The organism is Methanobrevibacter sp. (genome assembly GCF_045611865.1).
GTDB lineage: Archaea > Methanobacteriota > Methanobacteria > Methanobacteriales > Methanobacteriaceae > Methanocatella.
Genome location: NZ_JAZKXX010000042.1, coordinates 28063 through 52215, shown reverse-complemented (window position 1 = coordinate 52215; position 24153 = coordinate 28063). Strand labels below are relative to the sequence as shown.

Annotated in this window: 7 protein-coding genes; 4 read left to right on the top strand and 3 right to left on the bottom strand. The window is 33.7% G+C overall.

From position 1 onward, the window contains the following. Positions 1-236: 236 nt before the first annotated feature. From ACKI32_RS04635 to ACKI32_RS04625, 3 genes are read right to left on the bottom strand one after another with little or no spacing between them, the layout of a single operon-like run. Positions 237-926 (bottom strand): 2Fe-2S iron-sulfur cluster-binding protein, encoded by a 690-nt coding sequence (locus ACKI32_RS04635; RefSeq protein WP_407413980.1) that lies wholly within the window; start codon positions 924-926, stop codon positions 237-239. Positions 927-928: 2 nt separating this feature from the next. After that, positions 929-2599, bottom strand: coding sequence for an FAD-binding protein (locus ACKI32_RS04630; RefSeq protein ID WP_407413978.1), 1671 nt, complete (start codon positions 2597-2599; stop codon positions 929-931). A 13-nt stretch (positions 2600-2612) separates the two neighbouring features. Beyond that, entirely contained in the window at positions 2613-3161 is a 549-nt protein-coding gene (locus ACKI32_RS04625; protein WP_407413976.1) for a hypothetical protein, read from the bottom strand. A gap of 464 nt (positions 3162-3625) precedes the next feature. Between ACKI32_RS04625 and ACKI32_RS04620 the strand changes: the two genes are divergently transcribed. From ACKI32_RS04620 to ACKI32_RS04605, 4 genes are all read left to right on the top strand, one after another. Next, a complete protein-coding gene (locus ACKI32_RS04620) occupies positions 3626-4753 on the top strand; it encodes a heparan-alpha-glucosaminide N-acetyltransferase domain-containing protein (protein WP_407413974.1) in 1128 nt (375 codons plus the stop codon). A gap of 11 nt (positions 4754-4764) precedes the next feature. After that, positions 4765-5499, top strand: coding sequence for a hypothetical protein (locus ACKI32_RS04615; protein WP_407413972.1), 735 nt, complete (start codon positions 4765-4767; stop codon positions 5497-5499). A 38-nt stretch (positions 5500-5537) separates the two neighbouring features. Continuing rightward, positions 5538-7844, top strand: a complete 2307-nt coding sequence (locus tag ACKI32_RS04610) for a lectin like domain-containing protein (protein WP_407413970.1) — start codon at positions 5538-5540, stop codon at positions 7842-7844. Positions 7845-8514: 670 nt separating this feature from the next. Continuing rightward, positions 8515-24129, top strand: a complete 15615-nt coding sequence (locus ACKI32_RS04605) for an amino acid adenylation domain-containing protein (RefSeq protein WP_407413968.1) — start codon at positions 8515-8517, stop codon at positions 24127-24129. Positions 24130-24153 lie beyond the last annotated feature (24 nt).

The following is a 24153-nucleotide window of genomic DNA, read 5'->3' as shown; positions in this document are numbered from 1 at the left end:
ACTCAATAACAAGACAAAGTTGTGAACTTCATCACAACTAACTTTTTCTTTTTAAGATTACTTAACATTAACATCACCCATTTGAAATTCAAAGATAAGTTTGAAAAGGCTCATGATATATCAAAGTTGAATTAAATTTGACCTTCTATATCATTAGTGTTAATGTCAAAAACACATCAGCAAATCAAAGTTTCGAGAATAAGTTTCGTTTTATACGATTGTTCGTGTTTATTCAGTTATTTTTTCAATAATTTATGGAATTTCCAAATTGAATGACGATTCATTATTGAAATAGCTCTTTGTGTTTGAATATTCATTGGACAAACATTTTCACAGGCAAGAGATTTCACACAATCATTATAAAAATGATTACTGTAATTTTCTTTGAGAAACTTTAATTTATCCATATCACTTTCCTGTTTTGATATTTTAGAGGAGGTCACAGGTAAAATTGCGCCATAGTAATTGTCTTCGCCAGTATAGTTAGGACAGGCTTCTAAACAGCACCCGCACATCAAACATTGTGATGCTTCATATTCAAATTCTAGATTATCCTGATTAATACGTGATTCTTCTTCAAGCCATTGGCGGGAATTTTTAATGTTTTCAAACATTGAGGTTCTATCGACAACCAAGTCCTTTACAACATGAAACTTGCTTAAGGGTTCTATTGTAATCTTATGCATTTTTTTGGTTGTTGATTCTTCATTCACAAATGTTTTGCATGCAAGCTTTGGCAAACCATTGATTATCATTGAACAACTTCCGCACAGTCCTTGAAGGCAACTGGACGAATAATGGATTTTAATATCATGTTTCACATTGATTCTTTCTAATAGAGTAGTTACCGGAATGTTGAGATTGCCTTCATAAGTATATTCCTTCATGCCTTTTGAGGTTTTTATAATTACGGTTATTGACTCCATTTTTACCAGCTCATTCTCTCCTCTGTATCGTTGAATGTAATTTTTAATTCATCATTGTCAAATGATATCACGGTTGTTTTTAGGTATTCCTCATTTGTTTCGGGATAATCTAATCTTTGATGTGCGCCTCTGCTTTCTTTCCTTGCTAATGCTGATGATAGCATTGCTTTTGCAATATCTGTCAGTGATTTTAATAAAATGTAATCATAATAGCACCGATGACTGTTTACATGAATTGTTTCAAGGGAATCCAGTTTATTCAATCCTTCTTTTAGTTCACTTTCCGTTCTGTAAATCCCCATGGTTCTGTTCATTATATTTGCAATTTCTTCTTCAATTTCATATGATGAAATGTTGTTGGCCTCTTTTTGCAGTTCCTTCCAATTTTCATAGGCGTCATATTCGTAGTTTAATATTTCATATTCTTCAGAACTATTATTTTCACATGAAATTTCTTCCAATTGATCAGCCACTACCCATCCACCGTGTATGGCTCCAAGCAATGAATTTCCTCCAAGACGGTTGGCGCCGTGGTACTGTGAAGAGCATTCTCCAATAGCGAATAAATTCCTAATATTGGTTTTATGAGCATCGTCTGTACGTATGCCTCCCATGAAGTAATGGACGCCCGGATAAACTGGAATTGGCTCACGAGTAGGGTCAAGATTTAGATAGTTCATACAAACATCATAAACCTCATCAAGCTTAGTTTTGACGGTTTTTTCATCCAAGTGAGTTAAATCCAAATAAACCTTATTTTCACCATCAATTCCCATGTTATCTTCATGACATACTCTGTATATGCTTCGAGATACAACATCGCGTGGCATTAAAGCACCCTGTTCAGGATACCATTCTTCCATGAAATACCATTTTTCACCATTACGCAGAGCATATAATCTGCCACCTTCTCCACGGGCGGCTTCAGTAATGAGCATTCTTTTAACAGGGGTTTCTATGGTTGTTGGATGGTACTGTATCATTTCCATATTGGCTAATTCAATGCCCTGATGCAATAATTTCCCGCTTACAAATCCATCATTGTGCAAGGATCCGCTGATTTTTCCAAAAACCTTATTCATGCCTCCGGATGCTATAACAACAAAATCAGCATAAAAATCTCTTATTTCCTCTGTATTTTCGTTAATCATAACCACGCCACGACAGACTTTATCCTTGTCCAATATCAATGATAAGAATCTCCAACCGACGTATCTTTTAATTTTATCTTTATATTCCCATTTCCTGCATTCGGTGTTGATTGCTGTTAGTATCTGTTTTCCTGTTCTTGCACCGGCATAAGCTGTTCTCATCTTTTTTTGGCCACCAAAGTACCTGACATCCACATTGCCGTCGTCATCTCTTGTGAAACTTGTTCCAAGTTTGCTTAACCAATCGATTATTTCTGGGGCATCATTTGTTAGTTTTTCCACGGCATTATGGTTGTTGATATGTTGTCCTGCATTAATGGTGTCTGTATAATGTTCATTTACAGAGTCATCTTCTCCTTTAGTGTTTAATGCGGCATTTATTCCGCCCATTGCCATTACTGATTGGGATCGTTCTGAATGCGCCGGTGAAAATAATTTCACGTGCATATTTTTGCTGGCGGATTTTACGCTACAGGTCAGTCCTGCAAGACCTGCACCAATCACTATAATTTCTTTTACCATAAAATCAACTCTTTCATAGAATATAATATGATAGTTCTGTTAGGAACAATAATGTGAATATTATAATTAACAGGATTCTGATAACTTTCCTGCATTTGTCATAATCATTTTTTTCAACTAAAAATCCAAATGAGACCAATAATCGTGGAATGCTTATTTGCAAATGGATGAATAATGTTATAAAGAATAATGTGTCGATTGTTAGATGAGTAATTTGCCAATTAAAATTTGGAATATATGCTGGAAGATAAATGTATGATAAAACATGTGCTACAATAAAGATGATTATAAATATCCCACTGATTGCCTGAACTATCGTATCCTTATTGATATTGGCATATACATGTATTTTTCGCTGTTTAATCTTGTCTTTGATGAATAGATATAGACTTATAATTATATGAGCTATAACAAAGAATAATAGTACTTCACCGGTTACAATAGTATTTGGAGTGTATTCAATTAATCCAGCTAGTAACAATCCTGTTAATAAAGCATGAGATGCAAGTATTAAAATTATTATTATGACTAATAGTGAATTTAATTTTCGTAATTGAAACATTGTTAGTTATTTATGGTCATGTTAATTAATTAATTTTTCTATTCAGGATGTAGTCTCTTAAAATTAGCAATATTTAATAGTTATCTAGTCAAACAGTTATTCTTTTTTATCAGAGTTTATTAGTCCAAATCGATAAGGTTGCGAACTATCTCATACGTTTTATACGAATGAAAATCTTTAATTATTATAAGTTCAAAAAAAAGTAGTGTAGAGAGACCATAAGTATGACAACTATCGCATGCCCTTTCATATAACCTCTCCAAATAATTTTAATTGTTAATTAATATTTTAAATTTAAGTTATATATAATTAATAACTAATTTTTCCATTCATAATATTTTTTTCTTCAAACTTAAAAAAATCACCCATAATATCGCTTAAGAGTACTTTGTTGTTTCAATTAAATATTATTTATAACATTCTTTGTTTTGTCGAGAAGTCATATCTAAAATTTTATCTAAATATTGACTATTTCAGTAAGTTATTATTATAAAAAAATCATAATATTATTCATGAATAATTTATTTTCAAATGAAAAAGTTAATGTCGGTAGGCAGGTGGAGCTTGATATTGCAAAGGCACTGTCAATTATTTTCATGATTTTCTTGCATACCATAATGGTAGTTAAGGGTTTTAATGTTGGTTTAAGTTCTGCTTATGATTTTATATTCAGCAATATTCTGGGCAGGCCTTACGCAGCACCAATCTTCATGTTCTGTATGGGTGTTGGTATAGTATACTCAAGACACAGCCAATGGGACGTAATGATAAAAAGGGGAATAAAACTATATCTTTTAGGCATTCTAGTAAACATTTTTGAGTTTTTCATACCGCACTTCCTCTGTGGAAATCTTTTAGGTGTATGGGATGTTTTCCCTATTTCCGGAGGATTGCTACTTTTCTGTGTTGACATTTTGGCATTTGCGGGTCTGGCATTTATCCTGATGGGAATTTTAAAGAAATTTGAGCTTTCAAACAGATGGATGATTGTTGTTGCAGTGGTGCTGTCATTGCTTGGAACACTTTTAAAGGGAACTGACTTTGGAAATGACATTTTAAATCTTGTTGCGGCCAACTTCATAGGATCTGCCGGCGGATTCAGTGCTTTTCCTTTATTCAACTGGTTCATTTTCCCTGTAGCAGGATATATCTGGGGACAGTATTTCATCCGTGCCAAGGATAAGGGCGAATTCTTCAAGTTCTGGCCGCTTTTCATAATTGCAGGTCTGACATACTTCTTTATATCCACACACTTCTGTGGCGGCGTTTTATCTGAAAATATTCATTTATATTACTTCATGACTATTCTGGACGCAGTTTTCTGCATAATAAATGCCCATGGTGTAATCGGATTTTGCTGGTGGGTTATGAACTACCTACCCTACTCAATTGTAAAGTTCTTCTCCATTTTGAGCAGCAATATTAATCAAATTTATATTGCGCAGTGGTTCTTCATACCTGTTGCAGTAATTTTAGTGTCCTACTTCTTCAGGGATTTGGTATTGAGTGATTTGGTAACTTCCATAATTGCTATACTCATGTTGCTCGTGTCAACTGCAGTTGCATTTGAATATAAGAAATTAAAAGGTTAGGTGGTGTTTAAATGAAATCAAAATTTATAGTCTTTTTAATGATGGTTTGCGTTCTCTTTACTCTCAGTGCGGTTTCGGCCGCTGACAATCAGACTGATGTAATTTCTGATGAGGGTGACTCACACACATTCACTGATTTAAAAAATGATTTAAATAATAGCGGCGATGTGTTTGAAGTGCAGCATAACTACAAATACTGTGATGATGACAACTTCATTGGGAGAATTATTATTGAAAAAAATATGACAATTAATGGTAATGACCACGTAATAGAAAATTTAACGGGCAAATATGTTTTGGTATTTGATTCAACAGGCAATATCAATGTTAATAATTTAACGTTTAAAAACTGTTTTGATGCTTCTATAATGATTAATTCAAATGTTGTTTTCAATAATGTGCAGTTTATTAACTGTTCAGGATTTAAACAAACAGGTGATATTTATGTTGAAGATAACTTTATTCAGGTTACTTCAAAGGATATGACATTCAATAATTGTGTTTTTCAGATGAATCCCGGTAATTACAGTGCCATTGTTTGTAATTATGGAAGTCTGACTGTTAATAATTCATTATTCAATAAAGGAGACTTTTTAAAAGGTTGTCTTTTTGTCAACAGGGCGGATTTTATTGTTGAAAATACTACTTTTGCAAATATGAGTTCCAGTTTCGCAACTGCAATCAATTATAAAGCTGGAATATTACAATTAGAAACTCAAAATTCATTAATCTGCATTCCCGTTTAACCGGAGGAGCTATTATAGGAAAATATTTCCCGAATATTGTGTATTTGGATAATTTCGACCATGTAGGAATCATTCCGAATGATGATTTTCTCCTTGACAATTGTGATTTCCAAAACTGCAGTGCACTCAATGACGGCGGTGCAATACACTTTGATTTGGATTCAGGTGCAGACCACAATGTTCAGAATTTAAATTTTACTCAGTGTGTCTTTGCCGACTGTGAAGCAAAATTCGGAGGCGCCTTATCGGTTTTGGGCGGCGTTTTAAATATTTCCAACTCAAATTTTGTCCAAAATCACGCCAACTTTGATGGCGGGGCAATATATACCTCCCACAGTAATGTGTATTTGGCTGAAAGCTTCATATATTCCAATTCCGCTTTGAGAAATGCCGGCGCAATTTACTTTGACAATGCAAAATTGACTTTGAATCATGTGTCAGTGTTATATAATACGGCAGCAAATTCTTCATCCAATGCAGCTAATGCAATTTATGCCAATGATGCTGAAATCAATTTCTCAAATTCAACATTTGATAATGGTGGAGTCAGTGTTTATGCTAACTTTGCCAAGGATTCCAAATTGGATAACAATAATGTCAATAAGGATATTTTCCTATTGAATAATACTGATTGCACCGTTTCTATAGAAACTCCAGGAATAAAACTTAATCTGATTAAAAATGAAATTGTTGTCAGCAAACTTCCGTCCAAATTTGATTCCCGTGATTTCGGATGGGTAAGTCCTATCAAAACCCAGGGGGACAATGATGACTGCTGGGCATTTGCAACTGCCGGATCTCTTGAATCAGCACTTTTAAAATCAACCGGAGTGCTATATAATCTCTCAGAGAATTATGTTCAAAAACTTCAGCTGAAATATCATCCGGCCGGCGATGCAAGAAACGTTTTAACCGGTTTTGATTACAGCGGACTCGGCTATGCATTAAGCTGGCAGGGTGCTTTAAACATGGACAGTCCTTATGATGACAGGGGGATGATTCTGGATTCTGATTTAAGTGTTCCAAGAATTCACCTTCAGGATGCAATGATTATATTTGCAGGACATAACAATACTGTGGATTCAATTAAACGTGCAGTCATGAAATACGGATCTGTAACACTTCACAGGTTTTTAATGGGTGTTCCTAACAGTACTGTCACTGATAAATACATCGACAATATGGAACATGACATTCATTTCGTTTCTGTTGTAGGTTGGGACGATGCTTTGAAGGATGACGATAATTTAACCGGCTGCTGGATTGTAAAAGATTCCCTTGGTTCATTTCATGAGCTTGCATATGCTGATAATTCTATTCTAGCAACAGATTATTATGCAGTTGTGCCGCAGGCGGCGGCTATTGCATATATCTTTGAAAATGACATTGACTATCATGTGAACTATCAGACGGATATTACCGGTTTAACTGGTTTTACCGGCAATTATACTGTCTATTCTAATGAGTTCAATTCCAAATACTCTGAGCTGATTGGTGCTGTAGGCACCTACTTCAACGAGTCAGGAATTGACTATTCATTTGACATTTACATCGACAGTAATCTGGTTCACTCACAAAGCGGTGTCAGCGAGTTTGCAGGGTTCAGAACAATAATATTGAACAAATACATTCCGGTTAAAGCTGGTGACAAGTTCAAGGTCGTGTTTAAAAATAATGCTTTGCCTTATCAGGCATTTTCAAGAATGCATTATATTTCTGGAATGACTATGGTAAGTGCTGACGGCAAGACATTTAAAGATATCACTCTTGAAAACAAAACTGTATGCCTTAAGGTTTACACAGTAAAGGATGATACTAAAATTATCGCCAATAATGACATTTCTGTTGATTATTCCGGTGGCAAATACTTCTCTGTTAAGGTTGTTACCTCTGACGGGCGTCAAGTCGGTGCGGGAGCCACTGTCAAATTCACAATTGGAGGTAAAACATACAATGCTGTAACTGACAGTAATGGAATTGCTAAGGTTAAAATCACACAAACCCCTAAAAAATACACGGTAACAACTTCATACAACGGCAAAACATATAAAAACACGGTTACTGTTAAACAGGTTTTAACTGCAAGCAAAGTCACCGTCAAAAAGTCAGCTAAAAAGTTAACCTTAAATGCCAAACTTAAAATCAACGATAAACTGGTTAAGGGCAAGGTCGTTAAGTTTAAATTTAAAGGCAAGACATACAAGGTCAAAACCGGTGAAAATGGTGTTGCCAAAAAGGTCTTAGGTAAAAAAATCATTAAAAAACTCAAAAAAGGCAAAACATACAATGTAAAAATAACCTACCTTAAAACCACAATCAAAACAACTGTTAAAGTTAAACGTTAGGAATTCACTTCCTAACACTTTTTTTCTTAATATGCATTATAATAATGGTATAATTAATAACGATATCAAGTTTTTGAAAATATGTTTTGCATATGCCATTGAAAGAATTCTTTTAAAACCTACAGGTTAGAAGTTCTGCAAAAATTAAAAATCATCCAAAACCAAAATCAGATCCCCTAATTGGATTTTCATTACCTATCTTTTTGCGGATTTCACTTAACCATTATGCACTTTCGGTGAGTCCAATTCATGCTGTCTTTGTACAAAAAACTATCAGCCCTATCTGTCCCGTACTTAGTTACCCTTGGTTTAATACCCCCAGATTCTTCTTTAAATTTTACATGGTTGATTTACTCATTTATTTCACAGTTATTATTATTATTATTATTAGTTTTCATATATGAAATAAGTAATGAAATTTATGGGATTTAATAATGAATGAAGAATGAAAAATGAAATAATTTAATCAAATTATTCTTCAAAAAATAGACAGATTGAAAGAAATCAAGAACTAAATTTTAACATCCCTCCAAAAATATTTAATTGATTTATTATAAATATATTATTAATTTATAGACAATATCATTTTTCAAGCAAATGCTTCTAGGGATTATGACAGCTTTGAATTTTAAGGGGAGGAGTTTTACTGAAGAATAATGTTAAATTTGTAATGAATCTGAAGGATTGCAATTGCCATGTTATTGAAGAGGCTTTCAAAAAGGCAAAAGGCATTTTCAATTGGCAGCTTGATGAAGATTTCAATGCAATTTTAATCAATGAAGATATTGATTATCGCTTCATTGATGTTTTAGATTTTAAAAAAGATATAGATGACCTCACAGATTCCTTTTTCAAGTTAGATTTTGATGATTCAATTAATGCACCTCTTTATAAATTCATGGTTTTAAAGGATGATGATAAATTCAAAATTTTAGCCAATATAAGTCCCCTAATATTTGATTACACTTCAATAAACGAGTTTTATGAATTATTCGATGATTTAAACAAATCCCCTTTAAGAAATGATTTGGATTCACATTATGCTAAAGTTAATGATTATCTGAACTCCCCTGATTTTGAAAAAGATAAAAATTACTGGAAAAATTTTATTTTGAACTCAAGCAATCATGTCAAATTCTATAACCTAAAGGATAACAACTGCAAAAGCCAAACAATCAATGTCAATGAAGATTCTGTCAACGCTTTCATTAACGCTAACGGCTGCTCATTATTTGAGTTTTATGGAAGCGCATTATCAATGTACTTGTCACGCATTGACAGACTTGACGGAAGCCTTTTAAAAACTGTTATCCCTCACGAAAACGTGGTTTTAGATAAGAATGCGCTTTTAAAAGTCGACGTTAACAGTGAAGACTCATTCAACGATTTAATTGATATATTCAGACAGACCTTAGTTAATTCCCTTGAAAAAACAAAAGTTGACATTACCTGTTACTTAGATGAGAACTCATCATATTATTCAATCCATGACTTCACTGATTTAAATAAGAATATCCATATCTTAAACGGAGATAACTCCGCATTAACCTTAAACATTTATAATGACTCATTGGAGATTGTCTACAATTCGAATTTATTTTCAGATATCTACATTAATCATATGGTTGGAAATATTGAAAGCTTGATTGACGAGCTTTTACATTTCCCGAACCGGTTAATCCAAGATATTGATGTACTTTCCAGTGAAGAAAAGGCATTGCTTTTAAAATATTGCAAGGGAAAACGAGTTGAAGTCGATGAAAATAGATTTTTATCGCATGGTTTTCGTGAAAACGCCTTGAATAATCCAGATGCTCTTGCAGTTGATGACGGCGTCAATAAAATTACTTTCGGCGAGCTTGAAAAGACAAGCAATTCAATTGCCAATGACTTAAGGGAAAACTATGGGATTGGTCCCGGAAGCCGTGTTGCATTAATGCTTATGAGGGATTATCACTTTCCTGAAATTGTATTGGCATTAAATAAGATTAATGCCACATTCGTTCCGATTGACCTTTTCTATCCGATAAAGCGTATTGAATACATGCTTAACCTAAGCCAAAGCGAATATATCATTGCGACTAAAACAATAGCGGATTCCTTTGATTTAAAACAGAAAGTCATTTATTTGGAAGACTTGAATGATTCAGATGATGTGGATATTGAAATTGCCACCCGGGGCGACGATTTATTCGCAATACTATTCACATCCGGAACCACTGGACTTCCTAAGGGAGTGATGGTTTCCAACAGCCAAACTCCAAGAGTGGGAATATCATTCAAGGAAATCTTCAACTATTCCAAAGGTGACGTAATAGGTCACTATTTAGGCTTTACCTTTGTAGCATCATTTGTAATCTATGCGACACTCTATTTTGGAGGATGCTGCAGAATATTCAATGAAAAGGAGCAGAAGGACAGTTTGCTGTTAATTAAGGAGCTTAAGGAAAATCATCTAAACAGTCTTATTCTGCCTCCAGGTATCGGCATTCCAATTTATGAAAATGAAGACCTACAACTGGATTATCTCGTATTGGCAGGTGCAAAACTCAATGAATTGAGCAAAAAGGAAAAACGCACCAAGTTGGTTAATTTTTATGGAACTACAGAAATAATATGTGGTGTAACAAAAATATATGATTCAAAAGACATTAAAGACAATAATGTGCCTCTGGGCAGTCCTGTTGCCAATACTGATGTTTATATTTTGGATGATGAAAATAATCAGATGCCTATAGGAGTTCCGGGAGAAATTTGCGTTTCCAACAATTACCTGAGTCCAGGATACCTTGATAATCCTGAATTGACTGATGAATTATTTATAGAAAATCCTTTAAGCGATTCTGAAGACAATAGAATAATGTATCGTACTGGAGATATAGGATTTTACAATTTTGATGGTGAAATAGAAATCATCGGACGTGAAGATGATCAACTTTCCGTCAGGGGATTCCGTATAGAATCGGATGAAATCCTAAGAATAATGAACGGCTTTAATGAGATTTTAGACATTTATCTAGATGTTGATAATGATAACTTAATCGCATATTACACAACTGACGATAATTTGGATATCAATGAAGTAAAAGAGGCTTTAAGGGATGAACTGCCTTATTATATGATCCCCTCTCTTTTCATTGAACTGGACGAAATTCCTTTGAATCTCAACGGTAAAATAGATAAGTCCCGATTGAAAACAGCAATTAATAATGAGAGCATTGAAATAGCTGATGAGGTTGTAAGAGCTGTCGCTGATGCCTTTAAGGAAGTCCTGAATCTTGACTTTGTTTTGATTGATGATGATTTCGTTGCCTTGGGAGGAAATTCACTCTCTGCAATGAAGCTGCAGCTGGCATTAAAGGAAAAACTGGGCGTTTACCTCTCATCAAATGAGTTGATAGGTCTTTCAACACCAAATGAAATTGCCGATTACATTAAATTTAATTTAAATGCCCATTCATCATTCGATGATGAGAGTTATACTTTTGATAAGCAGTGTGCACTATCTGAATCACAGCTGAACGTTTATCTTGACGAAAGCGTTGAAGATATGGGTACTGCATACAACAACCCATTTAAAATTGATTTTAAGGATGATTATTCTGCTGATGAAATCAGAAATGCATTAATTAAACTCTTTGAAGTATTTCCCGTTTTAAAGGCACGTGTAGTAAATGATGATGGAGATCTTTTCTTTGCCTTTGACGGTGAGCCTGAAATTAATGAAGGATTAGCCAATGACATAAAATTCTTCGTTAAGCCGTTCGAATTTGACAAATCATTGTCAAGATTCCTTATTGTTGAAAATGGCCTATGTGCCGATTTTCATCATATGATTTTTGATGGTACCTCACTAAATATTTTATTAAACAGATTAATTTCAATTTTAAGCGGCGAAGAAGTTGATTTCACCGATTACGGAGTATTAAGGCAGATTTCATTTGAAGAAACTATCGATTCCGATTATATGGATAGTGCTCATGAATTCTTTTCTCGCATGTTGGCAGACGTGGATGATGTCCATGATTTGCTGCCGTCAGTTAATGACAATAATGATGAGTTTGAATTCATCAAATCCTTTGATATTAATTTTAATGATTTGAATTCATTTTTACAAAGCCATAACTTGACACCTAACCAGTTCTTTTCAAGCGTTTTCGCTTATACATTATCAAGATTCACAGGTTCGGATAAGGTTCTTTTCAACATCATTGAAGACGGAAGAGGGCATATTGATTTATCAGACTCCGTAGGAATGTTTGTCAAGACGTTGCCTGTTCTTATTGACTGTTCAAATACGGACGTCAATTCATTCCTTGATTATTCCTCAGATTTAATCAATTCAGTTATGAAATATGATTTGTATCCTTTCCGTGCCCTGGCTAATGACTATGATTTGAATTCAAATATCCTATTCCAATATTCCCATAATCTATTCAGTGATGTGATAAATAAAGATGATTTGAAATATGGTGTTGATGAACTGGATCATGACTTGAATGCCGATTTGTCTTTCTATATTTTCAATAATAGTGATGATAAATTAACAATTCGAATTTTATATTCATCCATATATTCTAAAGATTTCATAGAGCATTTTACTGAATCTTATAAGTTAATTTTGCATGAAATGATTAAAGTTGAGGAATTAGGTAATATTAATTACACCTCTGATTCTGATCTTGAGTTTTTAGATAGCTACAATCAAACTGAGCATCCCCTGTTTTGTGATGATATTATGGATGCTTTTAAAGATAACCTAACAAAACATCCTGAAAAGATATTGGTTTCATATAATGATGTTTCATACAGTTATGGTGAAGGTGCTTTCATAGCTGATGCAATTGGAAAAAAACTGGCCGATTTAGGAGTTGAAGTTCAAGATTGTGTTAGCTTTTTAGTCCCTCGCTCGGAATTATATGTCTTTAGTGTTTTAGGTATTTTATCTGCTGGAGCAGTTTATGTTCCTTTAGATGATACTCATCCCGATGAACATATAAACTTCATGCTACACGATACAGATTCCCAAGTAATTATTGTTAGTGATGAAACTTATGAACGCGCTAAATCATTAGCAAACAACATTAACCTCCTAAATATTTCAGACATTGTTAAAAAGGATATTGGAAATGCATCTAATTTAGACATTAGTTATGGTGATTTGGCCTGTATTTTATATACCAGCGGTACTACTGGCGTTCCTAAAGGCGTGAAAATTACTAGAAAATCTGTTATCAATGTTGCAGAATCCTATATTGAAACATATGGATTGGATAAAAGTGATGTTTATGGATTATTCTCATCCATTGGTTTTGATGTGAGCAGTTTTGTTATTTCAGCAGTGATGTGTGCAGGAGCATGCTTATCCATAATTCCCGAAGAAATTAGGTTCAACATGTCTGAACTAAACAAATATTTCATAAAACAAAATGTTACCCATGCATTTATCACTACTCAAGTAGGTAAACTCTTCATGCAAAGCGTTGATTATACTTCACTTGATGTATTGCTTGTTGCAGGTGAAAAATTAGGAGATGTTGAAAGTCCAAAAGATTACCGTTTAATTGATGCATACGGTCCAACTGAAGCATTTGCATTTGTATCTTCAATTGACAATAACCATAAACTAGATGACTCATCAGTAGGTATGCTAAATCACAATACACAAGCTTACATTTTAGACAATCAAAAACGTCGTGTACCCTTAGGTGCTGTCGGTGAATTATACCTATCTGGCCTCCAGATTGCTGATGGATACTTAAATCGCCCAGAAGAAAATGCAAAGGCATTCATTGACAACCCATTTGACAATAATAAATATTATAACACATTATATGGAACAGGAGACTTAGTAAGAATATTGCCTGATGGTTCAATAGGCATAGTAGGTCGTCGTGACGGTCAAGTTAAAATCCGGGGAAACCGTGTAGAATTGTCAGAAGTCGAAATTACAATTAGAAATATGGATATCATAGATGATGTTACAGTTAAAACAATTAAAAATGGGGATAACCATGAACTAGTGGCTTATGTTGTTTCATCAGAGGAGATTGGTGATGATGACCTTAGAAATCTTGTCTGCGATTATGTTAATGAGAATGAACCTGAATATATGGTTCCCTCATTTGTTATCCGATTGGATACCATTCCTTTGAATGTCAATGGTAAAGTTGATAAATCTGCATTGCCTGATGTAGATTTGAGTAGTTTGCATGAAGAATATGTTGCTCCAACAAATGAAATTGAAAGACATATTGTCGACGCTTTCGAAGTTGTGTTTAATCAAAAAGGCATTGGATTAAATGACAACTTTATTCGTTTGGGTGGAGATTCTATCACTGCAATTCGTGTTATTTCACTCTTGGAGAAAAATGATATTTCCTGCAACGCTAGAGACATATTGAATTATAAAACTCCATATTTGATTGCACAAAATGTCCAAAGTATTGAAAGTGTTTCTTATGACGCAGTTGAAGGGCCAATAGATTTGCTTCCTATCCAGGAATTTTTCTTTGATCAAATCAATAGGGATAATTTCTCACAACATTTCATCTTGAAATCCAATGAGAAATTAGATAAGGATACTTTACAAGAGGCCTTTGATGAATTGTGCAATGTTCATGATATGCTTCGTGTGAAATATAGTATTGACGAAAATGGAGATGCAACTCAAGAAATATTACCATTAAATACTCAAATTTCCAAAATAAAGGAATATGACAGTTCAGACGACATTGAAGAGTCACTTAAAGAAGTATTTATGGAATCATCCAATTCATTGAATATGGACAATCTAATTGAAATTAATCTGATTCATCAAAATGATACCTCCTATCTCATGTTAATTATTCATCATTTAATCATAGACGGAGTAAGTTGGAATATTTTAATCACAGATTTAACACATATATACAACAGTTTAAAGGCGGGAAAAGAAATAGATCTTTCAAGACCTTATCCGTATAAAAATTGGGTGGATGATGTTAAAGATTTAATTAGTAATATTTCCACTGAAGAAAAAGAACATTGGACTAAAATTAATGCTTTGTTGGATGATTATTCAATTAAAGGAGATACAAATCCATTTACATTTAGAGTTGATGCAAATTACGATATTAATAGTCTTTTAATGCTGTCTGAAGAGGAATATTGGGCTTTGGCAATCGCAAGAGCTTATAAAAAGACATATGGCAAAGATATAATATTCAATCGTGAGACATATGGTCGTGATGAAAGCATCACAAAACTAAACAGAACAATAGGCTGGTTCACCAGCCAATATCCAATACTGGTTAATATAGACAATGATTATGATGATGTTTCATTAATGAATGATGTTTATAACATCAAAACTGCATTTAAAGAAGCCAATAATTTGGGTTTGAATTATTACTCATTAATCTACACAACAAAAGAATTGGAATTCAAACCTTGTCCAGTCACTTTCAATTTCTTAAGCGATGAATTCTCATTTAAAAATGAATTGTTCGAGTCATTCATTCCAGAATCAACTTCTGATTATGAAGAAATGAAACAGGATTTGGAATCTTATGGAATCACTTTCAATGTTGCCCGAAATGGTAATTCCTATGAAATCACCGGAGATTATGCAGGCAACACTTATATTGGTGATGAATTCAATGCATTTATTGAAAACATTAAATCTGAATTAGAATTCATTGGTAATCATAAATTTGAAGATGATAATGTCGTCTGCTGTTTATCTGAAGCCCAGTTAGGTATTTATCTGGATGAAAAGGTACATGAAAAAGATGTGGCATATTCAACTACCGGAATTCTTGAATGTAGTCATGATAATTCTATTGATGAAATTAAAGATGCCATTCATGATGTAATCAGAAAGCATCCTATCTTGAAAGGACGTGTTTTGGATACTACAAATATGCCTCTTTTAATTTGTGACAGTTATCCAACTGTTGAAATGGTTGGTAAGGCGGATTGTTCTAATTTGATTAAACCGTTTGATTTGGATAAATCTTTAGCTCGCTTCTTCATTGTAAATAGTGAAGACAACAGATTTGTATTCTATGATATCCACCATATGATTAGTGATGCGACTAGCCATACCATCATTAAAAATGAATTAGAACAGGCTTTAATGGGCAATTTAGATGATACAGTTGATTTTGGCTTTGTTTATGCCAGCCATGATTCATTCGAAACACAATACAGTGAAAAATTTAAATCCTCTCAGGAATTCTTCCATAATGCTTTCGCTGATATTGATGACGTCCAGTACTTATTAGAGGATGTCGACGGAGAAATGGGTAGTGTAAGCCTTCCTGTTAGAGGCATTCGTGAAAATGTAGAATTATTTGCACAAAATAATAGTATTACTGTGGGCAGTTTATTAAATGCAGTGTTTGCATATACATATTCACGTTTCACAGGCAGTGACAAGGTTTATTATAACTTTACTGAGCATGGTCGTCATGAAGATTACCAGCAGGATGCTGTGGGCATGTTTGTTCGAACAATTCCCGTCATTGTTGACTGTGAAAATAAATCCGTTAATGACTATGTAACCAATGTGGCCGATTTAATCTTGAAATCAATGGCTAACAGCAGTTACCCATTCAGATTGACTGCAAGAGAATTTAATTTGAGCAATGATGTAGCATTTGAATATAACTACGACTTAAATGAATTTGAAGTTGGCGATGAAATAGTAATTAGAGATGATGCAGATAAGGTCAGCGACTTTTTATGTGTCATTAATGATTTAGAAGACGGTTTTCTCATTACAGTAAGTCATTTGGATAAGTTCAGCAGATATACTGCAACACAATTCGTTAAAGTATTTAAGGAAGTATTAATCCAATTTTTAGAAAAGGAAAATCTTGGAGACATTGATTATATTTCCAATGAAGACATTGAACTTTTGGACAGCTACAATAAGACAGAACATCCTTTGGTTTATGACGATATTCTTGATGCATTCAATGACAATCTTTCCAAATATCCTGAAAACAGATTGGTTTCATACAATGATGTTTCCTACAGCTATGCTGAAGGCGCTTATGTGGCCAATGAAATAGGTAAAAAACTTCTAGAGTTAGGTGTTAAACCTCAAGATTGCGTTGGCTTTTTAGTTCCACGCTCTGAACTGTACATGTTTTCCATTTTGGGTATTATGTCAGTTGGAGGCATTTATGTTCCTTTAGATGATACTTTACCTGACGAACGTATCGAGTTCATGATAAAAGATACAAATTCAAGAGTGATAATTGCTAGTGATGAAACTTATGATTGTGCAAAAGAGTTATCTGATGGAATTGACATTTTAAACATCACAGATATCCTTAAGGGAGATATAAAATATTTATCTTCTTTGCCTGTGGTTTATGAAGATATCGCTTCCATTCTATATACTAGTGGTACTACTGGAGTTCCTAAAGGTGTAAAAATTACTCGTAAGGCAATTCTTAACGTGGCAACTTACTATACTGAAACATTCGGTTTAGACAGTAGTGATGTTTACGGATTATATGCTTCAATTGGTTTTGATGCTGGTGTAATGTCAATATTCAAGGCAATTTACTCTGGAGCCTGCTTATCAGTGGTTCCTGAAGAAATCAGATACAACATGCATAAGCTCAATGACTATTTCATTGAACAGAATGTTACACATACAATCATCACTACCCCTGTTGGAAAATTGTTTATGCAGACAATTGATGATTCTTCACTGGATTATCTGTTTGTAGGTGGGGAAAAGCTTGGAGAATTCGATAGTCCACAAAATTATCAATTGGTGGATGAATATGGGCCGACCGAAGGAAACAACTTTATTTCTTCAATAAACAATTCTAATAAAATCCATTACTCTTCTGTAGGTAAGTTAAATTACAATTCTAAAGCTTATATTTTGGATGATGAGAAAAGACGCGTACCTTGCGGTGCTGTAGGTGAATTATACCTGGCAGGTTATCAGATTGCTGATGGATACCTAAATCGTGAAGAAGAAACAAGTAAGTCATTCGTTGAAAATCCTTTTGATGAGGAAGAGGATTACAATACCTTGTATCGTACTGGAGATATGGTAAGAGTATTGCCTGATGGATCTTTAGCTATCAGAGGTCGTCGTGATGGCCAGGTAAAAGTAAGAGGAAACCGTGTTGAACTGTCTGAAGTTGAAAATGTTATTCGCGAATTGGATTATGTAAGTAACGTTACAGTTCAAACTATTAAAAATGGTTCCAACAATGAATTGGTCGCCTATGTAGTTCTATCACATGAAATTGACGATGTTAAAGATTCCGTTTGTGATTATGTGACTAAATACAAACCAGACTATATGGTTCCTTCATTTGTAATAGAATTGGATGAAATTCCTTTGAATGTTAATGGTAAAGTCGACAAGCGTGCATTGCCTGAAATTGATTTGGAAGGTTTACATGAGGAATATGTTGCCCCAACAAATGAAACTGAAAAGCATATTGCCGAGGCTTTCGAATATGTATTTAATCAAAAGGACATTGGTGTAAATGATGATTTTGTTCGTTTGGGTGGAGATTCCATCACTGCCATTCGTGTTATATCAATCTTGGAGAAAAATGATATCTCCTGCACCGCTAGAGATATATTGAACTATAAAACCCCAAGTCTGATTGCACAAAATGTTCAAATCGTGGAAAGTATTTCATATGATGCAGTAGAGGGCACTGTAGATTTACTTCCAATCCAGGAATATTTCTTTGACCAAGTCACTTCAGATAAGTTCTCACAATATTACATTTTAAAATCCAATGAAAAATTAGACATAGACACTCTACAGGAGTCCTTCAATGAGTTATGCAATGTTCATGATATGCTTCGTGCAGATTACAGTTTAGGTGAGAATGGAGATGTAATTCAAGAGATATTATCTGTCAATACCAAGATTTGTGAAATAAATGAATATAACATTTCAAATGACTTTGAAGAGTCAATAAAAGACATATTTATAAAATCACTTAATTCTTTAGATGTAAAAAGCAACTTAATTGAAGTTAATTTGATTCATCACAAAAGCACATCCTATCTTATGTTTATCATTCATCATTTGATTATAGACGGCGTAAGCTGGGATATTTTAATCACAGATTTAACCAATATCTACAACAATCTAAAAGCAGGAAAAGAAATAGGGCTTCAAAGACCATATCCATATAAAAATTGGGTAGAAGACATTAAAAATCTGGTCAATGACATTTCACCTGAGGAAAAACGATATTGGACTAAAATCAATAATTTATTGGATGATTCCTCTATTAAGGGTGATGCAAATCCATTCTTCTTTGATGTTGATGTTAATTATGATATTGATAATCTTTTGATGTTGTCTGAAGAGGAATATTTGGCCTTAGCAATTGCAAGGGCATATAATAAGACCTATGGCAAAGATGTGATATTCAAGCGTGAGACATATGGTCGTGATGAAAGCATTGCAAAGATTAACAGAACAGTCGGCTGGTTCACTAGCCAATATCCTATATTAGTCGATGTAAACAATGATTATAGTGATGTTTCTTTAATGAATGATGTTTATAATATTAAATCTGCATTTAACGAGGCAAATAATTTGGGTTTGAATTATTATTCATTAATCTACACAACAAAAGAATTGGAATTCAAACACTGTCCAGTCACTTTCAATTTCTTAAGCAGTGAATTTTCATTTAAAAATGAATTGTTTGAGTCAATTATTCCAGACTCATTATTGGACAGTGATGAAACAGACATTTATAAACACAGTTTAGAAACCTATGGCATTACTTTCAATGTATTCCGTAATGGAAATTCATATAGAATTAATGGACAATATGCAGGAAATACATATATTGGCGATAAATTCAACAAATTCATTGAAAATATTAAATCTGAACTTGAATTCATTGGCAATTATAATTTAAAAGATAATAACATTGTTTGCTGTTTATCTGAACCCCAATTAGGCATCTATCTAGACGAAAAAGTTCATAAAAAAGGTTTGGCTTATTCAAACCCTAGAATATTTGATTGTGATTCTAGCTTTACAATCGGCGAAATTGAAGATGCAATTCATACTTTAATCAGAAAACATCCTATCTTAAAAGGTCGTGTTTTAGATACTGCAAATATGCCTCTTTTAATTTGCGACAGTTATCCATCTATTGAAATAGCTAAGGATGAAAATTATTCCGATTTCATCAAGCCATTTGATTTGGATAAGTCTTTAGCTGCTTTTATAATTGTGGATAGCGAAGCCGGCAAGTCCATAATCTATAATGTGCATCACATCATTAGTGATGCAACTACTGCCACACTTATCAATAAAGAATTAGAACAATCCTTAATGGGTAAATTAGATGATGAAATTGACCTGGGCTTTGTTTACGATAGTCGTGATTCATTTGAAGTACAATATGACAACAAATATGAATCTGCCCAAAAATTCTTCCAGGATAATTTCGCGGATATTGATGAAGTCCAATACCTTTTAAGAGATGTTGATGGAAAAATTGGTAGTGTTGGCCTTCCTATCAGAGGCATTCGTGAAAATGTTGAATCGTTCACTAAGAAAAATAATATTACTGTTAGTAATTTATTGAATGCTGTATTTGCATACACCTATTCACGTTTCACAGGCAACGATAAAGTTTATTATAACTTTACTGAACATGGGCGTCATGAAGATTACCTGCAGGATGCTTGGGGAATGTTTATCAGAACAATTCCAATTATTGTTGACTGTGAAAATAGATCCGTTGCAGATTATGTAGATTATACTTCTGATTTAATCCTAAAATCAATGACCAACAGTATCTATCCATTCAGATTGCTTGCAAAAGAGTTTGATTTAAACAATAATGTTATTTTCGAGTATAATCATGAGTTAAATGAATTTGAGATTGGTGATGAAATAGTATTTAGGGATGATGCAGATGGAGTCAGTGATTTCTTATGTGTTGTTAACGATTTAGAAGATGGTTTTGTTGTTAGCGTGAGCCATTTGGATAAATTCAGCCAAAATACTGCTAAACAATTCGTTGAATCATACAAGCTAATATTAGAACAAATAATTTCTGTTGATAAACTAGAAGAAATCGACTATACTGCAAATGAAGACATTGCCCTTCTAGACAGTTATAACCAGACAGAGCATGATTTGGCTTATGAAGATATTTTAGACGCCTTTAATTATAATCTGTCAAAGCATCCTGAAAACAAATTGGTTGAGTTCAATGACCTTTCCTACACTTATGCTGAAGGAGCATATATTGTAGATGCAATTGGAAGAAGACTCATTGATTTAGGTGTTGAACCCCAAGACAAGGTCGGCTTTTTGGTTCCTCGCAGCGAACTGTATATGTTCTGCACCTTGGGAGTCCTGTCAATTGCTGGAATCTACGTTCCATTGGATGATACTCATCCTAATGAACGTGTGGAGTTCATGATAAAAGATACCGACTCCAAGGTTCTCATTGTCAGCGATGAAACCTATGAACGTGGACAAGATCTAGCCAAAGACCGTATTATTCTAAACATATCAGACATCGTCAACGGTGAAATCAGAACTTTAAATAAACTGGATAATACTTACGGCGATTTGGCCTGCATATTATACACAAGCGGTAGTACCGGTATTCCTAAAGGTGTAAAAATCACCAGAAAATCATTAGTTAACTTCATAGATTTCCATGTTAGTGATTTGGACATTCTCCCTGAGGATGTTTATGGCTTATTCGCTTCCATAGGTTTTGATGTTGCGATGGCAGCAATATTTTCTGTAATATATTCCGGTGCCTGCTTAAACGTAATTCCTAATGATATAAAATTAAATATCTCCGCAATGAATAAGCATTTCATGAAATATGGAGTTACACACACATATATAACCACACAAATTGCCAAACTATTTATAAGCCAAATTGAGGAAACATCCCTGAAAGTACTTGTTGCTGGGGGAGAAAAATTAGGGCAAATAGATGAAATCAGAAATTACAGGATTGTGGATGCATATGGACCAACCGAAGCCTGTGTATATGTAATCAGTGCAGATACAACAAACAAAATCGATTACAGCAGCGTGGGATATGTGCAAAACAATACAAAAGCATACATCTTGGATAAAGAATTTAGACGAGTGCCGATTGGAGCAGTCGGAGAATTATATCTGTCAGGTATTCAACTAGCTGACGGTTACTTAAATAGACAAGAAGAAACCTCTAAAGCATTTATGAGTAATCCATTTGAAAACAATGAAGAATATTGTGGATTATATCGCACAGGCGATGTGGCAAGACTGCTTCCAGATGGAAGCTACGGTATTATCGGCCGTCGTGATGGTCAGGTAAAAATAAGAGGAAATCGTGTGGAACTCACTGAAGTCGAATCAGTAATAAGAAAGATGGACAACATTGACGACGTGACAGTCCAAATTACAAAAAACAACACAAACAATGAATTAGTAGCCTATGTTACTTTATCTAAAGATTTAAAAGAGGATTTAGTTGATTATGTTCGTGAATATGTCTTAAAACACAAACCAGAATACATGGTTCCATCATATGTAGTAAAACTAGACGAAATCCCATTGAATGTCAACGGTAAAGTCGATAAGCGTGCTTTGCCTGATGTAGATAAAACCAGTTTGCATGCAGATTATGCTGCTCCAAGAAATGAAAATGAAAAAGAAATTGTTGAAGCCTTTGAAAAGGCATTGAAGTTAGAAAAAGTTAGCATTTACGATGATTTCATACGTTTAGGTGGAGATTCACTTACTGCAATCAGATTACTATCTTATATAACATCCCATGACGTGACCATGGCAGATATTTTCGCTTTCCGAACTCCAGAAGCAATTGCAAAAAACATGTCAGATTATTCTTTTGATTTGGATATTTATTCATTGGAAAGCGGATGTCCATTGAATTCAGCACAGATTAATGTATTTGCAGACGTGAATGTTTATAATAAAAAGAATGCCTATCATATTCCTGGTTATATCCCTATCCCTAATGAATACAGTCTTGAAAATATACTTGAATCATTGGATAAGCTATTGGATGCTCATCCAATTTTAAGCATGCGATTAAGTGATGAATATGAAGTAAATAATAATATTGACATAAGCAATTGGGATTTGCTTAAAGACTTAATGACTACAGCTAAAAAATACGGAATAAACGAAATTATGAATCTGATTAAGGCATATGGAATGGATGTGAGAGGACTTTATAATATGCTTAGAACAATTATCAGACTGTTTAAGGGAGAATATCCGTATTTGGTAAAAGGTGCAAAACCTCCAATTTCAGTGGAAACTGATGTGAGTGCGAATAACATTATAGATTTCTTTTCTGAAAGTTTTGATTTATATAATTATCTATCCAAGTTCATGATTGTTGAAAATCAAGGTTCATATTACTTGATTTATTGGATTCATCATATTGTTTTTGATGCAATGTCTGCAGGGGTATTCCAGAAGGACTTCATGACCCTTCTTAATGGTGGTGATGTTGCTTTTGACGATACATTCCTAAAAACATCAGCATTTACACATCAAATTAAAAATACCGAAAAGTTCGATGAAGCAGATGAATTTTATGAGCCTATTTTATCGAATATTGATGATGTGGGTGTTTTAAGAGAGGACAGTTTGCCTGAAGGATATAGTTCTTCAGTTTATGATTTGGAATTTGAGAAAGCTGCATTCAAATCATTTTTAAATAAAGCAGGAATAAGTGAAAACGTATTTTTCACAAGCATATTTGCCTATACATTATCCCAATTTTCAGATGGAGATAAGGTTTTATTTACAATGATTGAAAACGGACGTGACAGATTCGGTGAAAATTTCATAGGAATGACATCAAATGTAATGCCGCTAGTAGCAGATTGTAAAAATCAAAGCATCAGTTCATTCATGGAACAAATGGCAGATACCGTTTATGGGGCATTAAGATATAGCTATTATCCAATTTTACTGCTCTATCAGAAATATAATTTTGAGGTCAATATATTATTCCAATTTGTACCGAATTGGATTGCAGATGACTTCAATTCTATTGGCGATGCTGAATCTCAGGAAATTTATAATAAAGTCCTTAATAGCTTCCAAGATTCTTTAACAGAATTTCTTGTTCAAGTTTATCAAAATGGTGACGATTACAGGCTAGTATTTACAAATTCAAACAAATATTCTGATAAGATGATTAATGATTTCAAAGATAGTTATATTTCAGTTTTATCAAAAATTATTAATGATGATATGTCTTCGAATTTAAACTCCATTAAATGAAACAACTGGAGGATGCAATTAACA